The sequence below is a fragment of the Protaetiibacter sp. SSC-01 genome, assembly GCF_014483895.1.
In the GTDB taxonomy this organism is placed as follows: domain Bacteria; phylum Actinomycetota; class Actinomycetes; order Actinomycetales; family Microbacteriaceae; genus Homoserinibacter.
In genome coordinates this window covers 2,250,547-2,270,119 of sequence record NZ_CP059987.1, presented here as the reverse complement: position 1 = coordinate 2,270,119, position 19,573 = coordinate 2,250,547, and the positions used below count along the sequence as shown (strand labels likewise).

Below are 19,573 nucleotides of genomic sequence, written 5' to 3'. Positions count from 1 at the left end.
GCTCACGAGGCTACCCTCGGAACATGACCGACGAGCCGCGCGAAGACCGCCGCCAGCAGCCCAAGCCTCCCAAGGCGCAGTACCTCTCGGCGCAGACCGCGGCCAAGAAGCTCGGCATCTACCTGCCCGCCGCCCCCGCCGAGTTCCGCGACGCGCAGCACTCGCGCGACGAGCTCGCCGCCCTGCAGACCGACCCGCCCGAGTGGCTGCGCACCCTGCGCACCGAGGGGCCGCATCCGCGCTCCGAGGTGTCGCGCCGCCTCGGCATCACCAACTCGGGCCTCGCCCGGGCGGGGGTCGCGGATGCCATGACGAGCTCCGAGATCCAGGCACTGCTCGCCGACCCGCCGCAGTGGTTGCACGACGAGCGGTCCCGCGCGCGCAAGGCCTCGCAGGGCTGACGCGACCCGGGCGACCCGCACATCCCGCGGCCCGCCGCATCCGCGTGAGGACATTCTCATGCTGTCTACCCCCGAACGGGGGGTACGTTCGAACCTGACCGTGCCGTCCGACTCGCGGGCGGCGACGTGGGAAGGGGAACACGTGAGAACTCGGAAGAGCCGCATCCTGACGGCTACCGGAATCCTGACGGGGGCGATCCTCGCCGTCGGGCTCGCATCACCGGCGACGGCGGGCGGATGGCCCGGCCACGGGGGAGGGCACGGGCACGGCCCGGGCCACGGCAACGGCGACGACAAGAACAGCTCCGCGACGCTGCGGAAGGCCGTCAGCGCGAAGTCGATCCAGTTCCATCTCGACCAGCTGCAGAAGATCGCGGATGCCAACGGCGGCAACCGCGCGGCAGGCACGCCCGGCCACGAGGCCTCGGCCGCCTACATCGAGAAGCTGCTCAAGCTCGCGGGGTACCAGACCGAGCGGCAGCCGTTCAGCTACGAGCGCGTCGACATCGACCGCGCCGAGTTCTCGCAGCTCGCGCCGACGCCCACCGACTACGTGCTCGAGGACCAGTTCTATCCCATGGACTACTCGGGCGAGGGCGCCGTCGAGGATGCCGTGGTCACGCCGGTCGACATCAACCTCGAGGGCGACCGGGCCACGACCTCCGGCTGCGAGGCCGAGGACTTCGCCGAGTTCACCGCGGGCGACATCGCGCTCATCCAGCGCGGCACGTGCGACTTCGCGACGAAGGCCGCGAATGCGGAGGCCGCGGGCGCATCCGCCGTCATCGTGTTCAACCAGGGCAACGAGGTCGAGGGCGACGACCGCTTCGGCGTCGTGTTCGGCACGCTCAACGAGCTCGGCACGGCGATCCCCGTGATCGGCACGAGCTTCGAGATCGGCGAGGCGTTCGCCCTCGCCGACGCTCCGACGGCGCGCATCGTGCTCGAGACGACCCAGGTCACGATCGACACCTTCAACCTCATCGCGAAGAGCAAGAAGGGTGACCCGACCAAGCAGGTCGTCGTGGGCGCCCACCTCGACTCGGTCGCCGAGGGCCCCGGCATCAACGACAACGGCACCGGCTCGGCGTCGATCCTCGAGGTCGCGCTCAAGCTCGCCGTGACGAAGTCGAAGCCCGCCAACCAGCTCGTGTTCGCGTGGTGGTCGGGCGAGGAGGACGGCCTGCAGGGCTCGGACTACTACGTCTCGCAGCTGAGCGAGGAGCAGGTGGCGAACACCGCTCTCAACCTCAACTTCGACATGGTCGGCTCGGTCAACCCCGTGCGGTTCGTCTATGACGGCGACGGCGACGCGTTCGGCGAGGCGGGCCCCGACGGCTCGGCGGAGATCGAGAAGCTGTTCACCGACTACTTCGCCTCGCAGGGCCTCGCCACGGCGCCGACCGCGTTCGACGGACGCAGCGACTACTTCGCATTCATCGACGCGGGCATCCCCGCGGGCGGCCTCTTCACGGGCGCCGAGGGCATCAAGACGGAGGAGCAGGCCGCGATCTTCGGCGGCACCGCCGGCGAGCCGTACGACCCGTGCTACCACCAGGCGTGCGACACGACGGCGAACGTCGACGCGGTCGTGCTCGAGGAGATGGCGGATGCCATCGCCCACGCCGTGCACACCTCCGGCGACGTGAAGACGCACAAGTGGCGTCACCACGACCACGGCAAGTGGGACAAGTGGAAGAAGGGTCACGGCTGGGACGGCCGCGGCTTCCACGGCTCCAACGGTCACGGCGGCAGGCACTGAGCTGAGGTGAGCTGAACCACCGCCGACCGGGTGACACCCAACCCCCCGTCACCCGGTCGGCGGCCGCCGTGCCGCCACCCCTCCCGCGTGACGTAGCGTGGAGGGGTGGCGGAGTGCATTCACGGTTTCGACGAAGGTCTCTGCGATGTCTGCTTCCCGCGGACGCCCGCACCGGCGCCCAAGGCCGCGCCTCGGCCGGCCGCGACGCGCACCTCGACGGGCCGTGCGCCGACACTCCGCACGCCCGCCGCATCCGGTGCCCCCGCCTCGCTCAAGCTGCCCGGGCGCCGCGTGCACCACGTCACCCACATCCGCACGCTCGAGTCGATCGCGCTCGACGGCGAGCTGCGCGCGGGCGCCGAGCCCGACGTCGACGTGAGCTCGGCGACGACGCGCGAGCTGCGCGAGACCGCGACGGTGCCCGACGGGCGCAGCGTCGCATCCTTCGTGTCGTTCGCGATCTCGCCCGACTCGACGCGCTGGCAGGAGCTGCGCGAGGGCGCCGAGGGCGCCCACTGGTCGGATGCGGCGCGCACCGCCAAGCACACCGACTTCGTGATCCTCGCGGTGCCGGTCGACGCGCTCGGCGACGACGTCGTCTTCGCCGACGGCGACGCGGCCGCCGTGGCGACGCGCTTCTCGGCGGGTGTCGAGGCGGGCACGCAGGCCCTCCGCCGCCTGCACGCGACCGACCCCGACTTCCGCGACGCGGAGCTGCTCGCCGCCGGCCCCGTGCCGCTCTCGGCGGTCGCCGCGATCACGGTCGCGAACGAGCGCGTGCGCGACCGCGTGCGCGAGCTGTTCACGGATGCGGGGCTCACCCCGCCGCGCATCGCGGTCTACCCGCCCGCGTTCACCGCTGCCATCGACTGACGACGGCGGGCGGGCGCTCGCCTCAGAACCGCTCGGGCTCGGGCCCGCGGCGGAAGCGGCGGCCCGTCACGTGGGTGGGGCGGATGCGTACCCAGCGGTACTTGAGCGTCGGCACCCACGGCGCGAGCGGCAGGCGTTCTGCCTCGTCGAGCTGCTGCCCGTGCTCGATCCGCTCGGCCTCGCCCTTCACGACGACGCTGAACGCCTCGCCCTCGTCCCATCCGTCGATCTCGAGGGCGACCTCGGGGTTCACCGTGAGCTCGACGAGCTTCGTGCCGGGTGCCGTGCGGAACCACAGCGCACCGTCGTGCACCGCGAAGTTGATGGGGAAGATGTCGAGCTCGCCGGCGGCGGCGAGGGCGATGCGGCCCATCGGGGCCAGCTCCAGCAGCTCCCAGCATTCGCGCTCGTCGAGCACCTCCACCGGGTTCATCACGTCGGTCATGGCGTCCTCCTTCGTCCGTGCCTCGCACCCATCGTCCTCCCGGATGCTGCGCGTCGACAGGGACGTTCGGCCCGGCGGCCGGCATCCGATTGAATGAACGCATGATCGTGCTCGTCGGCCTCGCGAGCGCGGTCGTCTACGGCGTCTCGGACTTCTTCGGGGGCCTCGGGTCGCGTCGCGTCTCGCCGCTGCTCGTGAGCTTCGTGAGCTTCGGGGCGGCGGCGGTGCCGGTCGCCGTGCTCACGCTCGCGGTCGGCTCCGTGTGGTCGGCGGAGGCCGTGTGGCTCGGTCTCGCGGCGGGCCTCGCGGGCGCGGTCGCGATCTGGGCGTTCTACGCGGCCCTCGCTATCGGTCCGATGAGCGTCATCTCGCCGACGACGGCCGCCGTCGCGGCCCTCATCCCCGCGGTCGGCGGCATCCTGCAGGGGGAGCGGTTCAGCCCGCTCGGCTACGTCGCCCTCGGCGCGCTCGTCGTCGCCGCGGTGCTGCTCGGCGTCACGCGCGAGCGCCAGGGCGGTCGCGTCGGCACGCGCGCCGTGGTGCTCGCCCTCGCGTCGGGCGTCGGCTTCGGCGGCTACAACGTGATCATGGAGTGGACGCCGCCCGAATCGGAGTACGCACCCCTGCTCGTCGACCTCGTCGGGGGCGCCGCGCTCTTCGCGGTCGTGCTCGCCGTGCTGCGGCTCGTGCGAGGCGACTCGTGGTGGGGCGGGGCCGCCGCACCGCCCGTCGAGGCGCGGCATCCGGGCCTGCTGTTCGCGCTCGCGGCGGGCCTCCTCATGGCCGTCGCCAACGTGCTGCTCGTGTGGGGTCTGCACCAGGGCGAGCTCGCGATCATGGGCGTGCTCGCATCCCTCTACCCCCTCGGCACCGTGCTGCTCGCGCTCACGGTGCTGCGCGAGCGGCTCACCCCCGTGCAGGTGGTCGGCGTGGCGCTCGCGCTCGCCGCATCCGCCGCCCTCGCGTGGGGCTGACGCCCGCATCCGTCCCGCGCCGCCGCCGGTAGGATCGAGGGGATGTCGCTCCCCTTCTCCACGGCGACCGGCGCGGATGTGCGCGTGCGGTTCTGCCCCTCGCCCACCGGCACCCCCCACGTCGGGATGGTGCGCACCGCCCTCTTCAACTGGGCCTACGCCCGCCACACGGGCGGCAAGCTCGTGTTCCGCGTCGAGGACACGGATGCCGCGCGCGACTCCGAGGAGAGCTACCTGCAGCTCATCGACGCGCTCACCTGGCTCGGCATCGACTGGGACGAGGGCGTCGAGAAGGGCGGCCCGCACGGGCCGTACCGGCAGTCGCAGCGCACCGAGATCTACCTCGAGCTCATCGAGCGCCTGAAGGCCTCGGGCCACCTCTACGAGTCGTTCGTGACCCCGGAGGAGATGGAGGCCCGCAACGTCGCCGCCGGCCGCGACCCGCGCCAGGGCTACGACAACTTCGAGCGCGAACTGACCGAGGAGCAGCGGGAGGCGTTCCGCGCCGAGGGTCGCAAGCCGAGCCTGCGCCTGCGCGTGCCCGACACCGACCTCACCTTCCACGACCTCATCCGCGGCGAGATCACCTTCCCCGCGGGCAGCTTCACCGACTTCGTCGTCGTGCGCCCCAACGGCGCCCCGCTCTACACCTTCGTGAACCCCGTCGACGACGCGCTCATGGGCGTCACGCACGTGTTCCGCGGCGAGGACATCCTGTCGTCGACCCCACGCCAGATCGCGCTCTACCTCGCGCTCATCGAGCTCGGCGTGACCGACTTCATCCCGCAGTACGCGCACATGCCGCTCGTCTACGGCGAGGGCTCGAAGAAGCTCAGCAAGCGCGACCCCGAGTCGAGTCTCTTCCACCACCGCGAGCGCGGGTTCATCCCCGAGGGCCTGCTCAACTACCTCGCGCTCCTCGGCTGGTCGATCGGGCCCGACCGCGACGTCTTCACGCAGGACGAGTTCGTGGCCGCGTTCGACATCCGCGACGTCAACCCGAACCCGGCCCGCTTCGACCAGAAGAAGGCCGACGCGATCAACGGCGACCACATCCGGATGCTCGACGGCGCCGACTTCGAGGAGCGCATTGTGCCCTACCTCGAGGGCTACCTCGCAGACCCGCCCACGGAGCGCGACCGCGCGATCCTGCGCGAGGCGGCGCCGCTCATCCAGGAGCGCGTGACGGTGCTGGGGGAGGCGCGCGGCATGCTCGCATTCCTCTTCACGCCCGACGACGAGCTCGAGTTCGAGCACGACGCGATGCCGAAGGACGCCGACGAGGCGCGCCTCGTGCTCGACGCGTCGGAGGCGGCCCTCGAGCAGCTCACGGAGTTCGGCCGCGTCGAGATCGAGGAGGCGCTGCGTGCGGCGCTCCTGACGCCCGTCGAGGAGGGCGGCCCCGGCCTCAAGCCCCGCACGGCGTTCGGCCCGCTGCGCACGGCCATCTCGGGGCGCCGCATCAGCCCGCCGCTCTTCGAGTCGATGGAGATCCTCGGCAAGGAGTCGACGCTCGCGCGTCTCGAGCGCTTCCGCCAGGCCCTGTAGCGCCGGGGGTCTCGAGACGCGTCGCTGCGCGGCGCTCCTCGACCAGCTTGTTCGCAACCCAGGGTCTCGAGGAGCTCGCGCCAACCCCAGGTGGTCGAGGAGCGCCCGCGCAGCGGACGCGTCTCGAGACCACCGCCCCCGGTTCGGACCCCCCTCATCCGTAGGGTAAAGTGTCTAGTCGGTTCGGGTTCGCCCGAGCAGCACCGCCCGGCCCCTGGCCGGACCGGTGGGGTATGGTGTAATTGGCAACACGGCTGATTCTGGTTCAGTTGTTCTTGGTTCGAGTCCAGGTACCCCAGCTTTCGAAGAACCCCCGCTCCGGCGGGGGTTTTGTCGTCCTCGGGGCGCGCTGCCGCGAGACGGGGAGAACTCCCCGCGTGCCCCGTTCGCGGCACGGCCCGCGACACGGCAGACTCGTGCTCGTGTCCGATTCGCAGCAGCCCGGCGCCGCCGGCGACGACCAGATCCCCCCGATCCCCCCTGCACCGTCCGCCGACGTGCCGCCCGTGCCGCCCGCACCCGCCGCGCCGGATGCCGCACCCGCCGCGGATGCCGCCCCGCCGCGGATGCCGCGCAGCCGGATGCGACCCCGAGCCCGTCGCGGGGCAGGCCCCCCGCCGAGCCGTTCGCCGCCCCCGAACCGGTGAACCCCTACGCTCCGCCGTCGACGACGGTGCCGAGCTCGGCCCCCGCCGCGCCGGTGCCACCCGTGGCGCCCGCCGCCGAGCAGCCCGCCAACCCGTACGCGGCCCCCGCCGCGCCAGTGCCGCCCGCCGCGCCCGCGGCCGCGCAGCCGACCAACCCGTACGCCGCGCCCGCGAACCCCTACGCGGCGACGCCCGCGAACCCGTACGCCGCCCCCGGCGCCGCGCCCACCGCATCCGGAACCCCCGCCTACGCGGCCACCCCGGCCTACGCGACCGGCGCCCCCGCGGGCCCCTCGCGTTTCAACGTCATGGGCCTCGTTTCGCTCATCCTCGGCGGCGTCGCGTTCCTGTTCGGCATCACCGTCGGATGGATCCCCTACGTCGGGTTCTTCTTCGTGCTGCTCGCCCTCGTCGGCGTCGTGCTCGGAATCGTGGGCCTCCTCGCGAAGAACAAGGGCAAGGGCCTCGCGATCGCCGGCACGATCGTCTCCGGCGTCTCGCTGCTGCTCACGGCGGCCATCAGCGTCGTCATGCTCCTGTTCATCACGAGCTACTCGAACACCGTCGACGACTTCACCTGGGACGACGACCCGGTCATCACCGACCCCGAGGAGGACTACGGCACGGGCAGCGACGACGACCCGGACGCGCTCGGCGGCATCAACAACCCCGCGGCCGTCGGCGACACCGTCACCTTCTCCGACTACAGCGGGGCCGACCAGTGGCAGGTCGTCGTGGGCGCGCCGAACCTCGACGCGACCGCCGACGTGCTCGCGGCCGACGAGTACAACGAGCAGCCCCAGCCGGGCAACGTCTACATCGTCGTGCCGATGACGGTCACCTACCTCGGCGAGGACACCGACCTGCCCTACATGCTCTACACCGAGCTGCTGACCTCCGGAATGGACGTCTACGACGTCAGCTACGCCGATTACCCCGGCAACATCTACGACGCCGATGAGCTCGCGACCGGCGAGACCGCCGACGTCAACCTCGTGTTCGAGGTGCCGGCGGATGCGACGCCCGGCTCGGTGCTGCGCATCAGCTCGATCTGGGGCAACGAGATCCACGTGCTGATCAGCTGATCCCACACGAACGCCTCGGCCCCCGCTCGTCTCGCACGGGCGGGGGCCGTCGTCGTCTGCGCGAGTAGGGTCGAGCCATCCGGCGAGAGGAGCCGCGGATGGACGTGCTCGGCGTGCTCCTGCCCCTCGCCCTCGGCGTCGCCCTGTCGACGGTGCCGATCACGGTCGTGCTCGCGCTCCTGCTGTCGCCACGCGGGCAGGCGGTGGGTGTCGCGTACCTCGTCGGCTACGCGCTGGGGCTCGCGCTCGTCACGGTCGGTTTCACGGCGGGGCTGCGCGCGATCCCGCGGGGCGACGCGCAGCTGCCGGATGTCGTGGTCGGCACGGGCGAGATCCTCATCGGCCTCGTGGGCGTCTGGTTCGCGGTGTGGGTGTTCCGGCGAGGGCGCCGACGCACGACGGGCGACGACATCGACCCGGAGGTGCCCGGCTGGTTGCGCCGCGTCGGACGCATGAAGGCCTCGACGGCGTTCCTCGTCGGCCTCGGCCTCAACGTGCGGCCGAAGGCGCTCGTGCTCGCGACGGCCGCCGCGCTCGCCTTCAACGCGGGTGAGCTCACGCCGCTCGTATGGGCTGTCGGCACGGCCGTCTACCTCGCCATCGGCCTCTCGACGGTCGCCGCGCCCGTCATCGTCGTGTGGCGGTCGGGGGAGCGCGCGCGGCCGACTCTGCGACGCGCGCACGCGTGGGTGTCGCGCAACAGCTACGTCGTCACGGCGGTCGTCGTCATCATGGTCGCCGTCGTGCTCATCGGCGACGGGCTCTCGCGGCTCTGATCGTCGCGGCCCGCGGATCATCCCGCCGAGGCGTCAGAGGTCGATCGACTCGCCCGGCTCGAGCACGCTGTAGGCGCCGCCGCCCTGCTCGGTCGCCCACTGCAGGCGGTCGTTGTGCAGCTTCTTGCCCGCCACCGAGAGCGTCATGTCATGCACCGGGAACGCGCGCCGCGGCTTCACGGCGAGCACGTAGTCCATCGCCTCGCCGATCTTGAGCCACGGGGCGCCGAGCGGCGCCGCGAGCAGCTCCACCTCGACGCCCTCGGGCACCGTGTACGAGTCGCCGCCGTAATAGAACTCGTCGTCGACGAGCACGCCCACGTTGTCGATCACGGGGATCGAGGAGTGGATGACGTTGTGGGTCTCGCCGAAGAACCGCAGCGGGAACGGCCCCACCTCGACCTCGTCGCCCGCCTTCACGACCTCGACGTCGATGCCGGACGCAGCCGCGGCATCCGCGACCCCCTGCGGGGCGAGCACGCGCGCATCCGGGTTCGCCTCCAGCAGGTCCGTCACGCGGTCGACCGAGAAGTGGTCGGCGTGCTCGTGCGTGATGACGATGCCGACGATGCCGGATGTGTCGGGCAGCGTCGCGAGGAACGAACCGGGGTCGATCACGAGCCGATCGGAGCCCTTGCTGACGACCATGGCGGAGTGCTCGTACTTCGTGACGTTCATGATCCCGACCCTATGCCCCGACGGTCGTTAGGGTGATGACGATCCGAGGAGGGCTTGCATGCTCGTCGACCTGCCCGAGGCAGAGCTGCGGCAGTACCGCAGCGCCCAGACCGACCCCGCCGACTTCGACGCGTTCTGGGAGGCGACGCTCGCCGAGAGCCGCGCCGCCGCGCCCGCGGGCGCCGAGCTCGTGCCGGTGGATGCGGGGCTCCGCACGGTCGACGTGTGGGACGTGACGTTCCCCGGGTTCGCGGGCCAGCCCATCCGCGCGTGGCTGCGCGTGCCGCGCGGGGCGACGGGCCCGCTGCCGACGGTCGTGCAGTACCAGGGCTACGGCGGGGGTCGCGGGCTCCCGACCGAGAACCTCGTGTACTCGGCCGCGGGCTTCGCGCACCTCATGGTCGACACACGCGGCCAGGGCTCGGGGTGGTCGCTCGGCGCGACTGCCGACGCGGGCGAGACGGGGCCGCAGATCCCCGGCGTCATGACGCGCGGCATCGACAGCCGCGACACGTACTACTACCGCCGCCTGTTCACGGATGCCGTGCGCGCCGTCGACGCGGCGCGCACGCTCGACGTCGTCGACCCCGCCCGCATCGCCGTAACGGGCGGCAGCCAGGGCGGCGGCATCACGCTCGCGGTCGCGGGGCTCGTCGAGGGGCTCACCGCCGTGCTGCCGCAGGTGCCGTTCCTGTGCGACTTCCCGCGGGCCGTCACGATCCACGACTCCGACCCGTACCACGAGCTCGTGCGCTACCTCGCGCAGCACCGCACCAAGGCATCCGCCGTGCTCGAGACGCTCGCCTACTTCGACGGCGTCAACTTCGCGCGCCGCGCGACGGCGCCCGCGTGGTTCACGGTCGCGCTCATGGACGAGGTGTGCAAGCCCTCGACCGTGTTCGGCGCCTACAACGCCTACGCCGGGCCGAAGCACATCGACGTCTTCCCCTTCAACGGACACGAGGGCGGGGGAGCGCAGACCGACGGCGACAACGTGCGCATCCTGCACGAGGTCTTCGGGGACTGACGTGGCGCGCGAGGCGGAGCAGATCCAGGGCTACGGGCGCGACTTCGCGATCCGCGACCCGTTCGGCAACGCGATCCGCATCGGGAGCATCCTGGCGTACGCGTGACAGATACCCCCAGGGGGTATACCCTGTCGTCATGATCGACGACATCAAGAAGCGCGCGCTCCACCGCGCCCGCATCCTGCAGGGGCAGCTGCGGGGCGTGGAGAAGATGATCGAGGACGAGGCCTACTGCGTCGACATCATCACGCAGACCCTCGCCATCCAGAAGTCGCTCGGGAGCCTCAACAAGCTGCTCGTCGAGAACCACCTGCGCACCCACGTGTCGCACATGTTCGACGAGGGCGGCGAGACGCGCGACCAGGCGGTCGCCGAGCTGCTCGCCGTGTTCGAGCTGCAGCAGAACCGGGGCGCGTGATGAGCGGGCACGAGCACCACGGGCACGACCACGGTCACCACGATCATGGTCATCACGGGGCTGGTTTCGACACGCCGCCTGCGGCGGCTACTCAACCAGCGGGTGACGCCACCCCCGCTGGTCGAGTGCCGGCGCGCAGCGCCGGTGTATCGAGACCCGCGCACGACGTAGAGCACCACCACGAGCACCACGGTCATCACGACCACGGTCATCACGACGTGGGTTTCGATACGCCGCCTGCGGCGGCTACTCAACCAGCGGGTGAGCACCACCACCACGGCGCCCACGACCACTCCGCGCACGCGGGCCACGACCCCCTGCGGTTCCGCAAGCTGTTCTGGATCTGCCTCGCGCTGACCGTCCCCACGCTCGTGTTCTCCACGGGCCTGCAGGACATCCTGGGCCTCGGCGGCCCGCGGTTCCCCGGAAGCGAGTGGATCCCGGCCGCGTTCGGCGCGGCGATCGTCGTGATCGGCGGCCGCATCTTCCTGCAGGGCGCATGGGACGAGCTGCGGTCGAAGAGCCCCGGCATGATGACGCTCATCTCGCTCGCGATCGTCGTGTCGACCGCCTACTCGGTCGCCGTCATGTTCGGCCTGCCCGGCATGGACTTCTGGTGGGAGCTCGCGACGCTCGTCACGATCATGCTGCTCGGCCACTGGATCGAGATGTCGGCCGTGCACGGCGCGCAGAACGCCCTCGGCGAACTCGCGAAGCTGCTGCCCGACGAGGCGGAGGTGCTGCGCGACGGCGAGCCCGTCACGGTCGCTCGCTCCGCGCTCGCGGTCGGCGACCGGGTGCTCGTGCGTCCAGGTGCTGCGATCCCCGCCGACGGCACCGTCGTCGAGGGGGAGGCCGAGGTCGACGAGTCGCTCCTCACGGGCGAGTCGGTGCCCGTCGGGAAGTCCGAGGGCGACGCGGTCGTCGCGGGCTCCATCGCATCCGGCTCCCTCACGGTCGAGGTGACGCGCACGGGCGGCGACACCGCCCTCGCGGGCATCATGCGCCTCGTCGAGGACGCGCAGGCGAGCCGTTCGCCCGCGCAGCTGCTCGCGGATCGGGCTGCCGCGCTGCTCTTCTACGTCGCCGTGGGCGCGGCCCTCGTGACGCTCGCCGCCTGGTGGATGCTGCGCCCCGACGACCCCGCGTTCGTGCTCGAGCGCGTCGTCGCGGTGCTCGTGATCGCCTGCCCGCATGCGCTCGGCCTCGCCATCCCGCTCGTCGCGCAGCTCTCGACCGCGATCGGCGCGCGCCGCGGCGTGCTCATCCGCAGTCGTGCGGCCCTCGAGGAGGCGAAGGACATCGACGTCGTGCTCTTCGACAAGACCGGCACCCTCACCGAGGGCCGCCAGGCGGTGGCCGCGGTCACGGTCGTCGACGGCATGACCGAGGACGAGGCGCTCGCGCTCGCCGCGGCCGTCGAGGGGCGCAGCGAGCACCCCATCGGCCGCGCGATCGTCGAGGCGGCGCGCGAGCGCGGCCTGACCGTACCGAAGGCGACCGGCTTCCGGGCGCTCGCCGGGCGGGGCGCGACGGCCACGGTCGACGGACGCGAGCTCGCGGTCGCGAGCGGACGCTACGTGACCGAGCGCGGCATCCGCCTCGACACCGCGCTCGTGCACGCCGTGCGCGACGCGGGAGCGGAGGGCTCGACGGCCGTGTCGCTCGTCGAGGGCGGGGAGACGGATGCGCGGGTCGTCGCGGTCTTCGCGATCGCCGACCGCGTGCGCGAGGAGTCGGCGGAGGCCGTCACGGCGCTCCACCGCCGCGGGGTGCGCGTCGCGATGCTCACGGGCGACTCGCACGTCGTGGCCGAGCACGTCGCGAAGCGCCTCGGCATCGACGAGGTGCGGGCCGAGGTGCTGCCCGACCAGAAGGCGGGCGAGGTCGAGACGCTGCAGCGCGGCGGCGCGGCGCGCGTCGCGATGGTCGGCGACGGCATCAACGACGCCCCCGCGCTCGCGACGGCCGACCTCGGCATCGCGATCGGTGCGGGCACGGATGTCGCGATCGAGTCCGCGGGCGTCGTGCTCGCCTCGTCCGACCCCCGCGGTGTCGTCGACACGATCACGCTCAGCCGCGCGAGCTATCGCAAGATGGTGCAGAACCTGTGGTGGGCGGCCGGCTACAACGCGCTCGGCATCCCGCTCGCCGCGGGCGTGCTCGCGGGCGTCGGATTCCTCATGCCGCCGTGGCTCGCCGCGGTGCTCATGAGCGTGTCGACCGTCATCGTGGCGCTCAACGCGCAGCTGCTGCGGCGCCTCCGCTTCGGCCGCTGAGCCGGCTGAGCCGGACCGGCATGCGGCGGATGCCATGATGGTGCGCATGACGACGAAGCCGAGGCGGGTGGTCGTCGCGATCAACCCCTCGGCCTCGTTCGGGGCGAGCCGCGACGTGGGCCCCGCGGTCGTGCAGACGCTGCGCGCGATGGGCCACGAGGTGACGTCGCTCACCGAACCCGACTTCGAGTCGCTGCTCTCGTCGGCACGCGCCGCCGTGCGGGCGAAGCCCGACGCGCTCGTCGTGGTCGGCGGCGACGGGATGGTGAACCTCGGCGCGAATGTCGTCGCGGGCACGCGCGTTCCGCTCGCGATCGTGCCGGCGGGCACGGGCAACGACATGGCGCGCGGCCTGGGCCTGCCGATCGGCGATACGGAGGCCGCCATCCGTCGTGTGGGCGAGGCGCTGCAGGGCGAGCCTCGCGTGATCGACGCGATGCGCGTGCGCTGGACCGATGCCGACGGCGCCGTCTTCGAGCGCTGGGCCGCGGGCTCGCTTTCGGCGGGTTTCGACGCCATCGTCAACGAGCGCGCCAACAATATGCGGCACCCGAAGGGGCCGAGCCGCTACATCCTGGCGCTGCTCGCGGAGCTCGCGGGCCTCAAGCCGCTGCGCTACCGCGTGACGCTCGACGGCGAGCTCGTCGAGCTCGACGCTCTGCTCGTCGCGGTCGGCAACAACGTGTCGCTCGGCGGGGGCATGCGCATCACGCCCGACGCGCTGCTCGACGACGGGCTGCTCGACGTCATGCTCGTGAAGCCGCTCGGGCGCATCGCGTTCATGCGCATCTTCCCGCGGGTGTTCAAGGGCACCCACACGACGGATCCGCGCGTCGTGCTGCGACGTGCGCGTCGCATCCGCATCGAGGTGGATGCGCCGCTCGTCGCCTACGCGGACGGGGAGCGGATGGGCCCGCTGCCGGTCGAGCTGGAGGTCGTGCCGGGCGCTCTGCGCGTGCTCGCCTGAGTGACGGCCGCTCGTTTTGGTCGGGGCCCGAGGCCTGTGCCATAATCTTCAAGTTGTCGCGAAACGGCCCCATCGTATAGCGGCCTAGTACGCCGCCCTCTCACGGCGGTAACGCGGGTTCGAATCCCGCTGGGGTCACCAACGCAAGAAGCCCGGTCCACAGGACCGGGCTTCTTGCGTTGGTGCCCCCGGCAGGACGAGGCCCCGTCACCCGCGGGTGGGCCCACGGAGCGAGGGGCCCCAGGCGCCGCAGCGCGGCGTCTGGGGGAGCGACGGGGACGAATCCCGCTGGGGCCGCAATGCCCGAACGCATCGCGTTCGGGCGAGCCCACGGGAATCTCGCACGCAGTCCTCTTGCCGAACTCGGATCGCAAGCGCACACTCCCCACATGCCCCTCACCCCCTTCCAGCGCCTCACCGTCGTGCGCCTCATGCAGCACCCCGAGCGCCCGCCGTGGGGCCCCGGCAGCGACGAGATCCAGGCCGCCCACATCGCGTACCTCCGCGGCCTCGTCAAGCGGGCCCCCGACGCATCCGCCTCTTGACGCGCGGCGTCGACGCGCCTAACCTACAACCAAATGGTTGTATCAACGGAACTCAGCGACGCCGAGGTGGACCGCCTGTTCCACGCGCTCGCCGATGCGACGCGCCGCGACATCTTGCGGCGGAGCGTCGACGGCGAGCTCTCCGTGAGCCGGCTCGCCGACGAGTACCCCATGAGCTTCGCCGCCGTGCAGAAGCACGTCGCCGTGCTCGAGCAGGTGGGGCTCGTCACGAAGGTGCGCCGGGGGAGGGAGCTTCTCGTGCGATCCGAACCGGAGACGCTGCGGAGGGCGCGACGTGCGCTCGACCAGCTCGAGGAGGCCTGGCGCGGACGCGTCGAGCGCATGGCCGCACTCCTCGACGACGACGACTGACGGAACCCAGGAGAGAAGGAACGACATGGAGATCACGGTCGACAAGGACCTCGAGAACGCGAGCCTCACGGTCGAGGCGACGTTCGCGTATCCGATCGAGAAGGTGTGGGCGCTCTACGCCGACCCGCGCAAGATGGAGCGCTGGTGGGGACCGCCCACCTACCCCGCGACGGTGGTGCGGCACGAGCTCGTGCCCGGCGGCGTCGTGCACTACTTCATGACGAGCCCCGAGGGCGAGCAGTTCCACGGCGTCTGGCACGTCAAGGAGGTCGAGGAGCGCGTGCGCTTCGCGGCCGAGGACTACTTCGCGGATGCCGACGGCGCCCCCGTCGAGGGCATGCCGGCGACGCACATGGAGTATCGCTTCGAGACCATCGACGGCGGCACCCGCATGGTGTGTCTCTCGCGCTACGACTCCGTCGACGACCTGCAGAAGGTGCTCGACATGGGCATGGAGGAGGGCCTGCGCGGTTCCATGAGCCAGATGGAGGCCGTGCTCGCCGAGGGCTGAGCGCATCCCGCGCGCGCACGAAGGGGCCGACCGGACGCATCCGGTCGGCCCCTCGTCACCGCGTCGCTACTGGATCAGCAGCGAGAAGGTGCTCGTGGTGTTCCGGACGTCCTGCGCGTTGCCCGACATCACGAGGTTCGTGAACGTCGCCGAGCCCACCGCGGGGCCCTGACCCGCTTCCGGCATCTCGTTGACCCAGATGCCGAACCCGGACTTCGCGTCGAACGCGTCGCCGGACTTGCGGGCCCCCGTGATCGTGATGTTCTGGAACGTCGTGTTCTGGAACGTGTTCTCGGGGCCGCCGCTGTACTTCGTCTGGAACATGATCCCCGAGTACGTGGGATCGATGATGTCCACGTTCCGCACGTCGATCGCCGTGAAGGTCTTCGACGCGCTGAACAGCCACATCGCCGGGAAGGTCTGCTGGCCCCAGAAGTGGCCGCCGGCCCGCACGAGCGTGATCCCGTCGAACAGCGTCTTCCCCGGACCGAAGCCCTCCATGGGGTAGCCGAAGTCGAGCGACGAGATCGTCACGCCCGAGTACACGAGCGTGTCCGCGATGTAGATGTTGCGGAAGGTGTTGTCCTGCCCGCCGTAGACCGCGAGCCCGGCGGCGCGCCAGGTGAGGGTCGACGTCAGGTTCTCGAACAGGTTGCCGGACTGGCCCGTGCCGCCGTTGTCGGTCGCGGCGAAGAGGGCGAACGAGTCGTCCCCCGTGCCGCGTGCCGCGTTGTTGGCGACGCGGTTGCCCGACGACCCGTTGGTCATGTTAATCGCGTCCGCGAAGGTGTTGCGGATGCGCGAGTTGATGACCTCCGAGTCGTCCATGTTCGAGGCCCAGAACATGCAGATCATGTGCTCGACCCAGATGTCGTCGATCGTCATGTTCTTCACGTTCGTGAAGTCGAACACCTTGCCCGGCCCGTCGATGCGGGTCGTGTAGTTGCCGAAGTAGGCGAAGTGCGCGAACCGCGAGCCGTTGGCCGTCGACTCGGCCCGGAAGCCGATGTCGGTGCCCGACTGGCTCTGCGGTGCGAAGAACCGCGTGTACCAGGGGCCCGCGCCGATGACCTCGACGGCCTTGCCGTACACCTGGAACTTCTGCGCCGTCGAGTAGTCGCCGGCCGGCAGGTAGACGCCCTTGAGCGCGCCCGTCGTGTCCTGACGGAACCGGTCGAGCGCATCCTGCACGGCCTGGTGGGTGAACCCGGTCGGCTCGATGTACTTCGCGGGGTCGGGGTTCGGCTTCGCCGTGGCCACCTCGAGGTCGATGAAGTCGATCGCGTAGCGTGCCGCCGTGTTCGAGCTGTCCTTCTGCAGCTTGATCACGGTGCCCGCGGGGTACGTCTCGCCGAGCAGGAAGCTCGCCTCGTCGTAGATGTGACGGGGCGCGCCGGCGCCCGGCTGGTCGGCGGGCGAGGTCTCGTCGCCGTACAGCCACGCGAAGCGGCTGTTGAGGTCGAGCGCCCGCACGAACTGGCCGTCGATATACAGGTTGAGCGTCGAACTCGCCCCGCCGCCTCCCGCCGCATCCGGTGTCGAGAACCGGGTCACGAGGGTGTTGGTGGGCGCGGTCGTCGTCCACTGCACGTACTCGCCGGTGCCGTCGAGCACCGCTGCGCGGCGCCCGCTCGCTTCGCCCGCGATGTCGCCGACCGTGCGGTTGGGGCCGACGACGTTCGCGCCGCCTCCGACGGTGCCGTCCTCGGCCTCCATCGTCGTGTACGGCATGTTCGCGCCGCGGCCGATGAAGAGCGGGGTGCTCGCGGTGTTATTGGCCCGCCGCGAGGGGAGCTCCGCCGCGTCGGCCGCGACCGCGGCCCGCACGGTGTAGTTGCCGTTCGCGGCGGTCCAGCTGCCCACGGCGATCGGGGAGCTCGTCGCACCCGCGTTCACCGCGCCCGACAGCGAGCCCGTGAGCGTCGCGACCGTCGTCGATCCGCTCAGGATCTCGACCGTCACGGTGTGCGCCGTCGCGGAGCTCGCGAGCGTGCCCTGGTTGCGCACGGCCACCTGGAACTGCGTCGTCTGACCCGCCTGCGGCGCGCTCGGCGCCCACGCCACGACGGGCACGAGGTCGGCGCTCGGGGTCTCGGTCACGACGACCGCGGTGCCGGACGCCGTGTTGTTCGACTCGCTCAGCTCGAGCTGCGTGTTCTGCGGGTCGACCGTCGCGGTGAGCGGGTAGCTGCCCGCGGTGCGCGCGGGCACCGTCGTCGTGACGGTCGCGCTCGCGCCGACGGCGAGCGCCCCGACGTCCGCGGTGCCGACCGCCTGGCCGTCGAGCGCGAATGCCACGGTCGTGGCCGCGGATGCCGCGGTGCCGGTGTTGGTGACGGTCGCGCCGAGCTTGAGCTGCTGCGCATCCGTCGGCGCCGACGGCGACGAGGTGACGTTCGCGATCGCGAGGTCGGGCGTCGGAGCGGGCACGCCCCACACCTGGAGCTCGGCGAGCTGCGCGCCGCTCGAGCCGCTGTTCGCGGTGAAGCGGAGCCGCAGCTCCTCGATTCCCGCACCCGTCACGGGGATCGTGACGGTGTTCTGCCCCGAGGGGGAGAACGTGTACGTCGCGGAGGCCTTGAGGGTCGTGAAGCTCGTCGAGCCCTGCGCGCGGCCCTCGATCGCCAGGGTCTGCGTGCGGGTCGCCCACGCGGCGTCCGGGTTGAGCTTGAGCACGACGCGGTCGAGCGACACCTTCGGCGAGAGCGTCACCGAGAGTGTGGCCGGGTACGCACCCGCACCGCTCTCCCAATAGGTCGTGGTGTCGCCGTCGTTCGCCTTGTCGGCCGTGTAGATCCAGGTCGTGGAGCTCGCCTGGATGGGTCGCCCCGCGGCGCGCTCGGTCGCGTCGCCGTCCGGCTGGCCGTCGTCCGCGACCGTCACGGTGACGCCGCTCGCGGTGTTGTCGCCCTCGTCGAGCTCGACCTGCGCGTTCGAGGGATCGACGGTGGCGGTGACGGGGTAGCCGCCCGCGGGGCGCGTGCCGACCGCGAGGCTCACCTGCGCCGAGGCGCCGGGTGCGAGCGCGATGACGGAGGCCGTGCCGACGCTCTGGCCGCCGAGCGAGAACGCGACGGTCGACGGTGCGGAGTTGGCGGTGCCGGTGTTCGTCACCGTCGCGCCGAGCGTGATGGGCGACGACGGCGTCGGCGCCGCGGGGCTCGCGGTGAGGTTCGAGACGGTAAGGTTCGGGCCCACGTCGGGCGCGTCGGATGCCGTGCCCCACACCTGCAGCTCGGCGAGCTGCGCTCCGGGCGCCCCCGAGTTCGCGGTCACGCGCACGCGCACCTCCTCGATGCCGGATGCGGCCACGGGGATCGTGACGGTGTTCTGGCTCGCGGGCGAGAACGTGCGCTGCGCCGCGGGAGCGAGCGTCGAGAAGGTCGTCGCGCCCTGCGCGCGGCCCTCGATCGCGATCGTCTGCGTCCGGGCGGCCCAGACCGCCGCCGGGTTGAGCTTGAGCACGACGCTCGTGAGGTCGGAGGGCTGGGCGAGCTGCGTCGTGAGCGTCGCGGGGTAGGCGCCCGCGCCGCTCTCCCAGTAGCTCGTCACGTCGCCGTCGACGGCGTTGCCGGCGGCGAAGGCGTAGACGGTCGAGCTCGCCTGCGTCGGCCGCCCGTGCGCGAGCTCGCTCGCGGACGACGGACCGTCGGACGAGGTGCCGAGCACCTTGAGCTCGGAGAGCTGGCCCGCCGGCCACGCGCTGTTCGACGTGAAGGTGAGCCGCACGTAGCGCGCCGTCGTGTCGTCGACGTCGACGTCGACCGCGTTCGCTCCACCGGGGAAGGCGACCCCGGCGGCCGAGCGGATGGTCGAGAACGCGGAGCCGTCGCTGCTCGCCGCGACGGCGATCGTCTGCGAGCGCGCCTCCCATCCGCTCGGGAGGGCGAGGGTCAGGCTCTCGACCTCGGCCTCCTCGCCGAGGTCCACCTGCACCCACTGCGGGAAGGCGTTGTTGGGGCTCTCCCAGTAGGTGGCGGCGTTCCCGTCGGTGATGTTGCCCGACGCGTAGTCCTGCGTGTGCCCCGACTCGCTCGTCGGCTTGCCGCCCGCGAGGTCGACCGGGGCGCCCGCAGCGGATGCCGTGGGCACGAGGGTCAGGCCCGCGACGCCCGTCGCGAGTGCGACGAGCCACGCGAGGCGGCTGGGGGGTCGTGATGGTGTCATGTGTCGTCTCCCTGTATCGGGCGCACTGAGGGACGACGAGCGGACTGCCGTGCGGATCGCCGCACCACGGTGTGCGCGCCCACAACCTACGAGCGAC

Annotated in this window: 17 protein-coding genes and 2 tRNA genes; 16 read left to right on the top strand and 3 right to left on the bottom strand. The window is 71.7% G+C overall.

The genetic code is table 11. The features are described from left to right. The first annotated feature begins 23 nt into the window (after positions 1–23). From H4J02_RS10755 to H4J02_RS10745, 3 genes are all read left to right on the top strand, one after another. On the top strand, positions 24–401 hold the full coding sequence (locus H4J02_RS10755) for a DUF5997 family protein (protein WP_187674574.1): 378 nt from the start codon (positions 24–26) through the stop codon (positions 399–401). Between the two features lie 142 nt (positions 402–543). Next, on the top strand, positions 544–2,163 hold the full coding sequence (locus H4J02_RS10750; protein ID WP_187674573.1) for a M28 family metallopeptidase: 1,620 nt from the start codon (positions 544–546) through the stop codon (positions 2,161–2,163). Positions 2,164–2,268: 105 nt separating this feature from the next. Further along, positions 2,269–3,036, top strand: a complete 768-nt coding sequence (locus tag H4J02_RS10745) for a DarT ssDNA thymidine ADP-ribosyltransferase family protein (RefSeq protein ID WP_187674572.1) — start codon at positions 2,269–2,271, stop codon at positions 3,034–3,036. Positions 3,037–3,058: 22 nt separating this feature from the next. Here the strand turns inward: H4J02_RS10745 and H4J02_RS10740 are convergent, their stop codons facing one another. Further along, positions 3,059–3,481 (bottom strand): pyridoxamine 5'-phosphate oxidase family protein, encoded by a 423-nt coding sequence (locus H4J02_RS10740; protein ID WP_187674571.1) that lies wholly within the window; start codon positions 3,479–3,481, stop codon positions 3,059–3,061. Between the two features lie 101 nt (positions 3,482–3,582). On the opposite strand from H4J02_RS10740, the gene H4J02_RS10735 reads away from it, so the two are divergent. From H4J02_RS10735 to H4J02_RS10715, 5 genes are all read left to right on the top strand, one after another. Continuing rightward, positions 3,583–4,455, top strand: coding sequence for an EamA family transporter (locus H4J02_RS10735; RefSeq protein ID WP_187674570.1), 873 nt, complete (start codon positions 3,583–3,585; stop codon positions 4,453–4,455). A gap of 42 nt (positions 4,456–4,497) precedes the next feature. Next, on the top strand, positions 4,498–6,003 hold the full coding sequence (gene gltX / locus H4J02_RS10730; protein WP_187674569.1) for a glutamate--tRNA ligase: 1,506 nt from the start codon (positions 4,498–4,500) through the stop codon (positions 6,001–6,003). Between the two features lie 227 nt (positions 6,004–6,230). Then, positions 6,231–6,302, top strand: a tRNA-Gln gene (locus H4J02_RS10725). 344 nt (positions 6,303–6,646) lie between these two features. Then, positions 6,647–7,735, top strand: coding sequence for a hypothetical protein (locus H4J02_RS10720; RefSeq protein WP_187674568.1), 1,089 nt, complete (start codon positions 6,647–6,649; stop codon positions 7,733–7,735). A gap of 98 nt (positions 7,736–7,833) precedes the next feature. Further along, positions 7,834–8,511: a GAP family protein gene (locus H4J02_RS10715; RefSeq protein ID WP_187674567.1), complete on the top strand. Its 678-nt coding sequence runs from the start codon at positions 7,834–7,836 to the stop codon at positions 8,509–8,511. Positions 8,512–8,544: 33 nt separating this feature from the next. Here H4J02_RS10715 and H4J02_RS10710 read toward each other — a convergent pair whose 3' ends face one another. Then, a complete protein-coding gene (locus H4J02_RS10710; protein WP_187674566.1) occupies positions 8,545–9,189 on the bottom strand; it encodes an MBL fold metallo-hydrolase in 645 nt (214 codons plus the stop codon). 58 nt (positions 9,190–9,247) lie between these two features. Here H4J02_RS10710 and H4J02_RS10705 point away from each other — a divergent pair, with 58 nt between their 5' ends. From H4J02_RS10705 to H4J02_RS10670, 8 genes are all read left to right on the top strand, one after another. Beyond that, complete coding sequence (locus H4J02_RS10705; protein ID WP_187674565.1) at positions 9,248–10,216, top strand: acetylxylan esterase; 969 nt, start codon at positions 9,248–9,250, stop codon at positions 10,214–10,216. 137 nt (positions 10,217–10,353) lie between these two features. Continuing rightward, positions 10,354–10,635: a metal-sensitive transcriptional regulator gene (locus H4J02_RS10700; RefSeq protein WP_187674564.1), complete on the top strand. Its 282-nt coding sequence runs from the start codon at positions 10,354–10,356 to the stop codon at positions 10,633–10,635. Continuing rightward, a complete protein-coding gene (locus tag H4J02_RS10695) occupies positions 10,635–12,914 on the top strand; it encodes a heavy metal translocating P-type ATPase (RefSeq protein WP_187674563.1) in 2,280 nt (759 codons plus the stop codon). Before H4J02_RS10700 ends, H4J02_RS10695 begins: the two co-directional genes overlap by 1 nt. Before the next feature lie 46 nt (positions 12,915–12,960). Further along, positions 12,961–13,881 carry a diacylglycerol kinase family protein gene (locus H4J02_RS10690; RefSeq protein ID WP_187674562.1) on the top strand — a complete coding sequence of 307 codons (921 nt, stop codon included), beginning with the start codon at positions 12,961–12,963 and terminating at the stop codon, positions 13,879–13,881. A 65-nt stretch (positions 13,882–13,946) separates the two neighbouring features. After that, positions 13,947–14,022: transfer RNA gene (locus tag H4J02_RS10685), tRNA-Glu, on the top strand. A gap of 248 nt (positions 14,023–14,270) precedes the next feature. Beyond that, on the top strand, positions 14,271–14,426 hold the full coding sequence (locus H4J02_RS10680) for a hypothetical protein (RefSeq protein ID WP_187674561.1): 156 nt from the start codon (positions 14,271–14,273) through the stop codon (positions 14,424–14,426). A gap of 33 nt (positions 14,427–14,459) precedes the next feature. Beyond that, positions 14,460–14,798 carry a helix-turn-helix transcriptional regulator gene (locus H4J02_RS10675; RefSeq protein WP_187674560.1) on the top strand — a complete coding sequence of 113 codons (339 nt, stop codon included), beginning with the start codon at positions 14,460–14,462 and terminating at the stop codon, positions 14,796–14,798. Positions 14,799–14,823: 25 nt separating this feature from the next. Then, positions 14,824–15,309, top strand: a complete 486-nt coding sequence (locus tag H4J02_RS10670) for an SRPBCC domain-containing protein (RefSeq protein ID WP_187674559.1) — start codon at positions 14,824–14,826, stop codon at positions 15,307–15,309. A gap of 66 nt (positions 15,310–15,375) precedes the next feature. Here H4J02_RS10670 and H4J02_RS10665 read toward each other — a convergent pair whose 3' ends face one another. Next, positions 15,376–19,476 carry a CARDB domain-containing protein gene (locus H4J02_RS10665; RefSeq protein WP_187674558.1) on the bottom strand — a complete coding sequence of 1,367 codons (4,101 nt, stop codon included), beginning with the start codon at positions 19,474–19,476 and terminating at the stop codon, positions 15,376–15,378. Positions 19,477–19,573 lie beyond the last annotated feature (97 nt).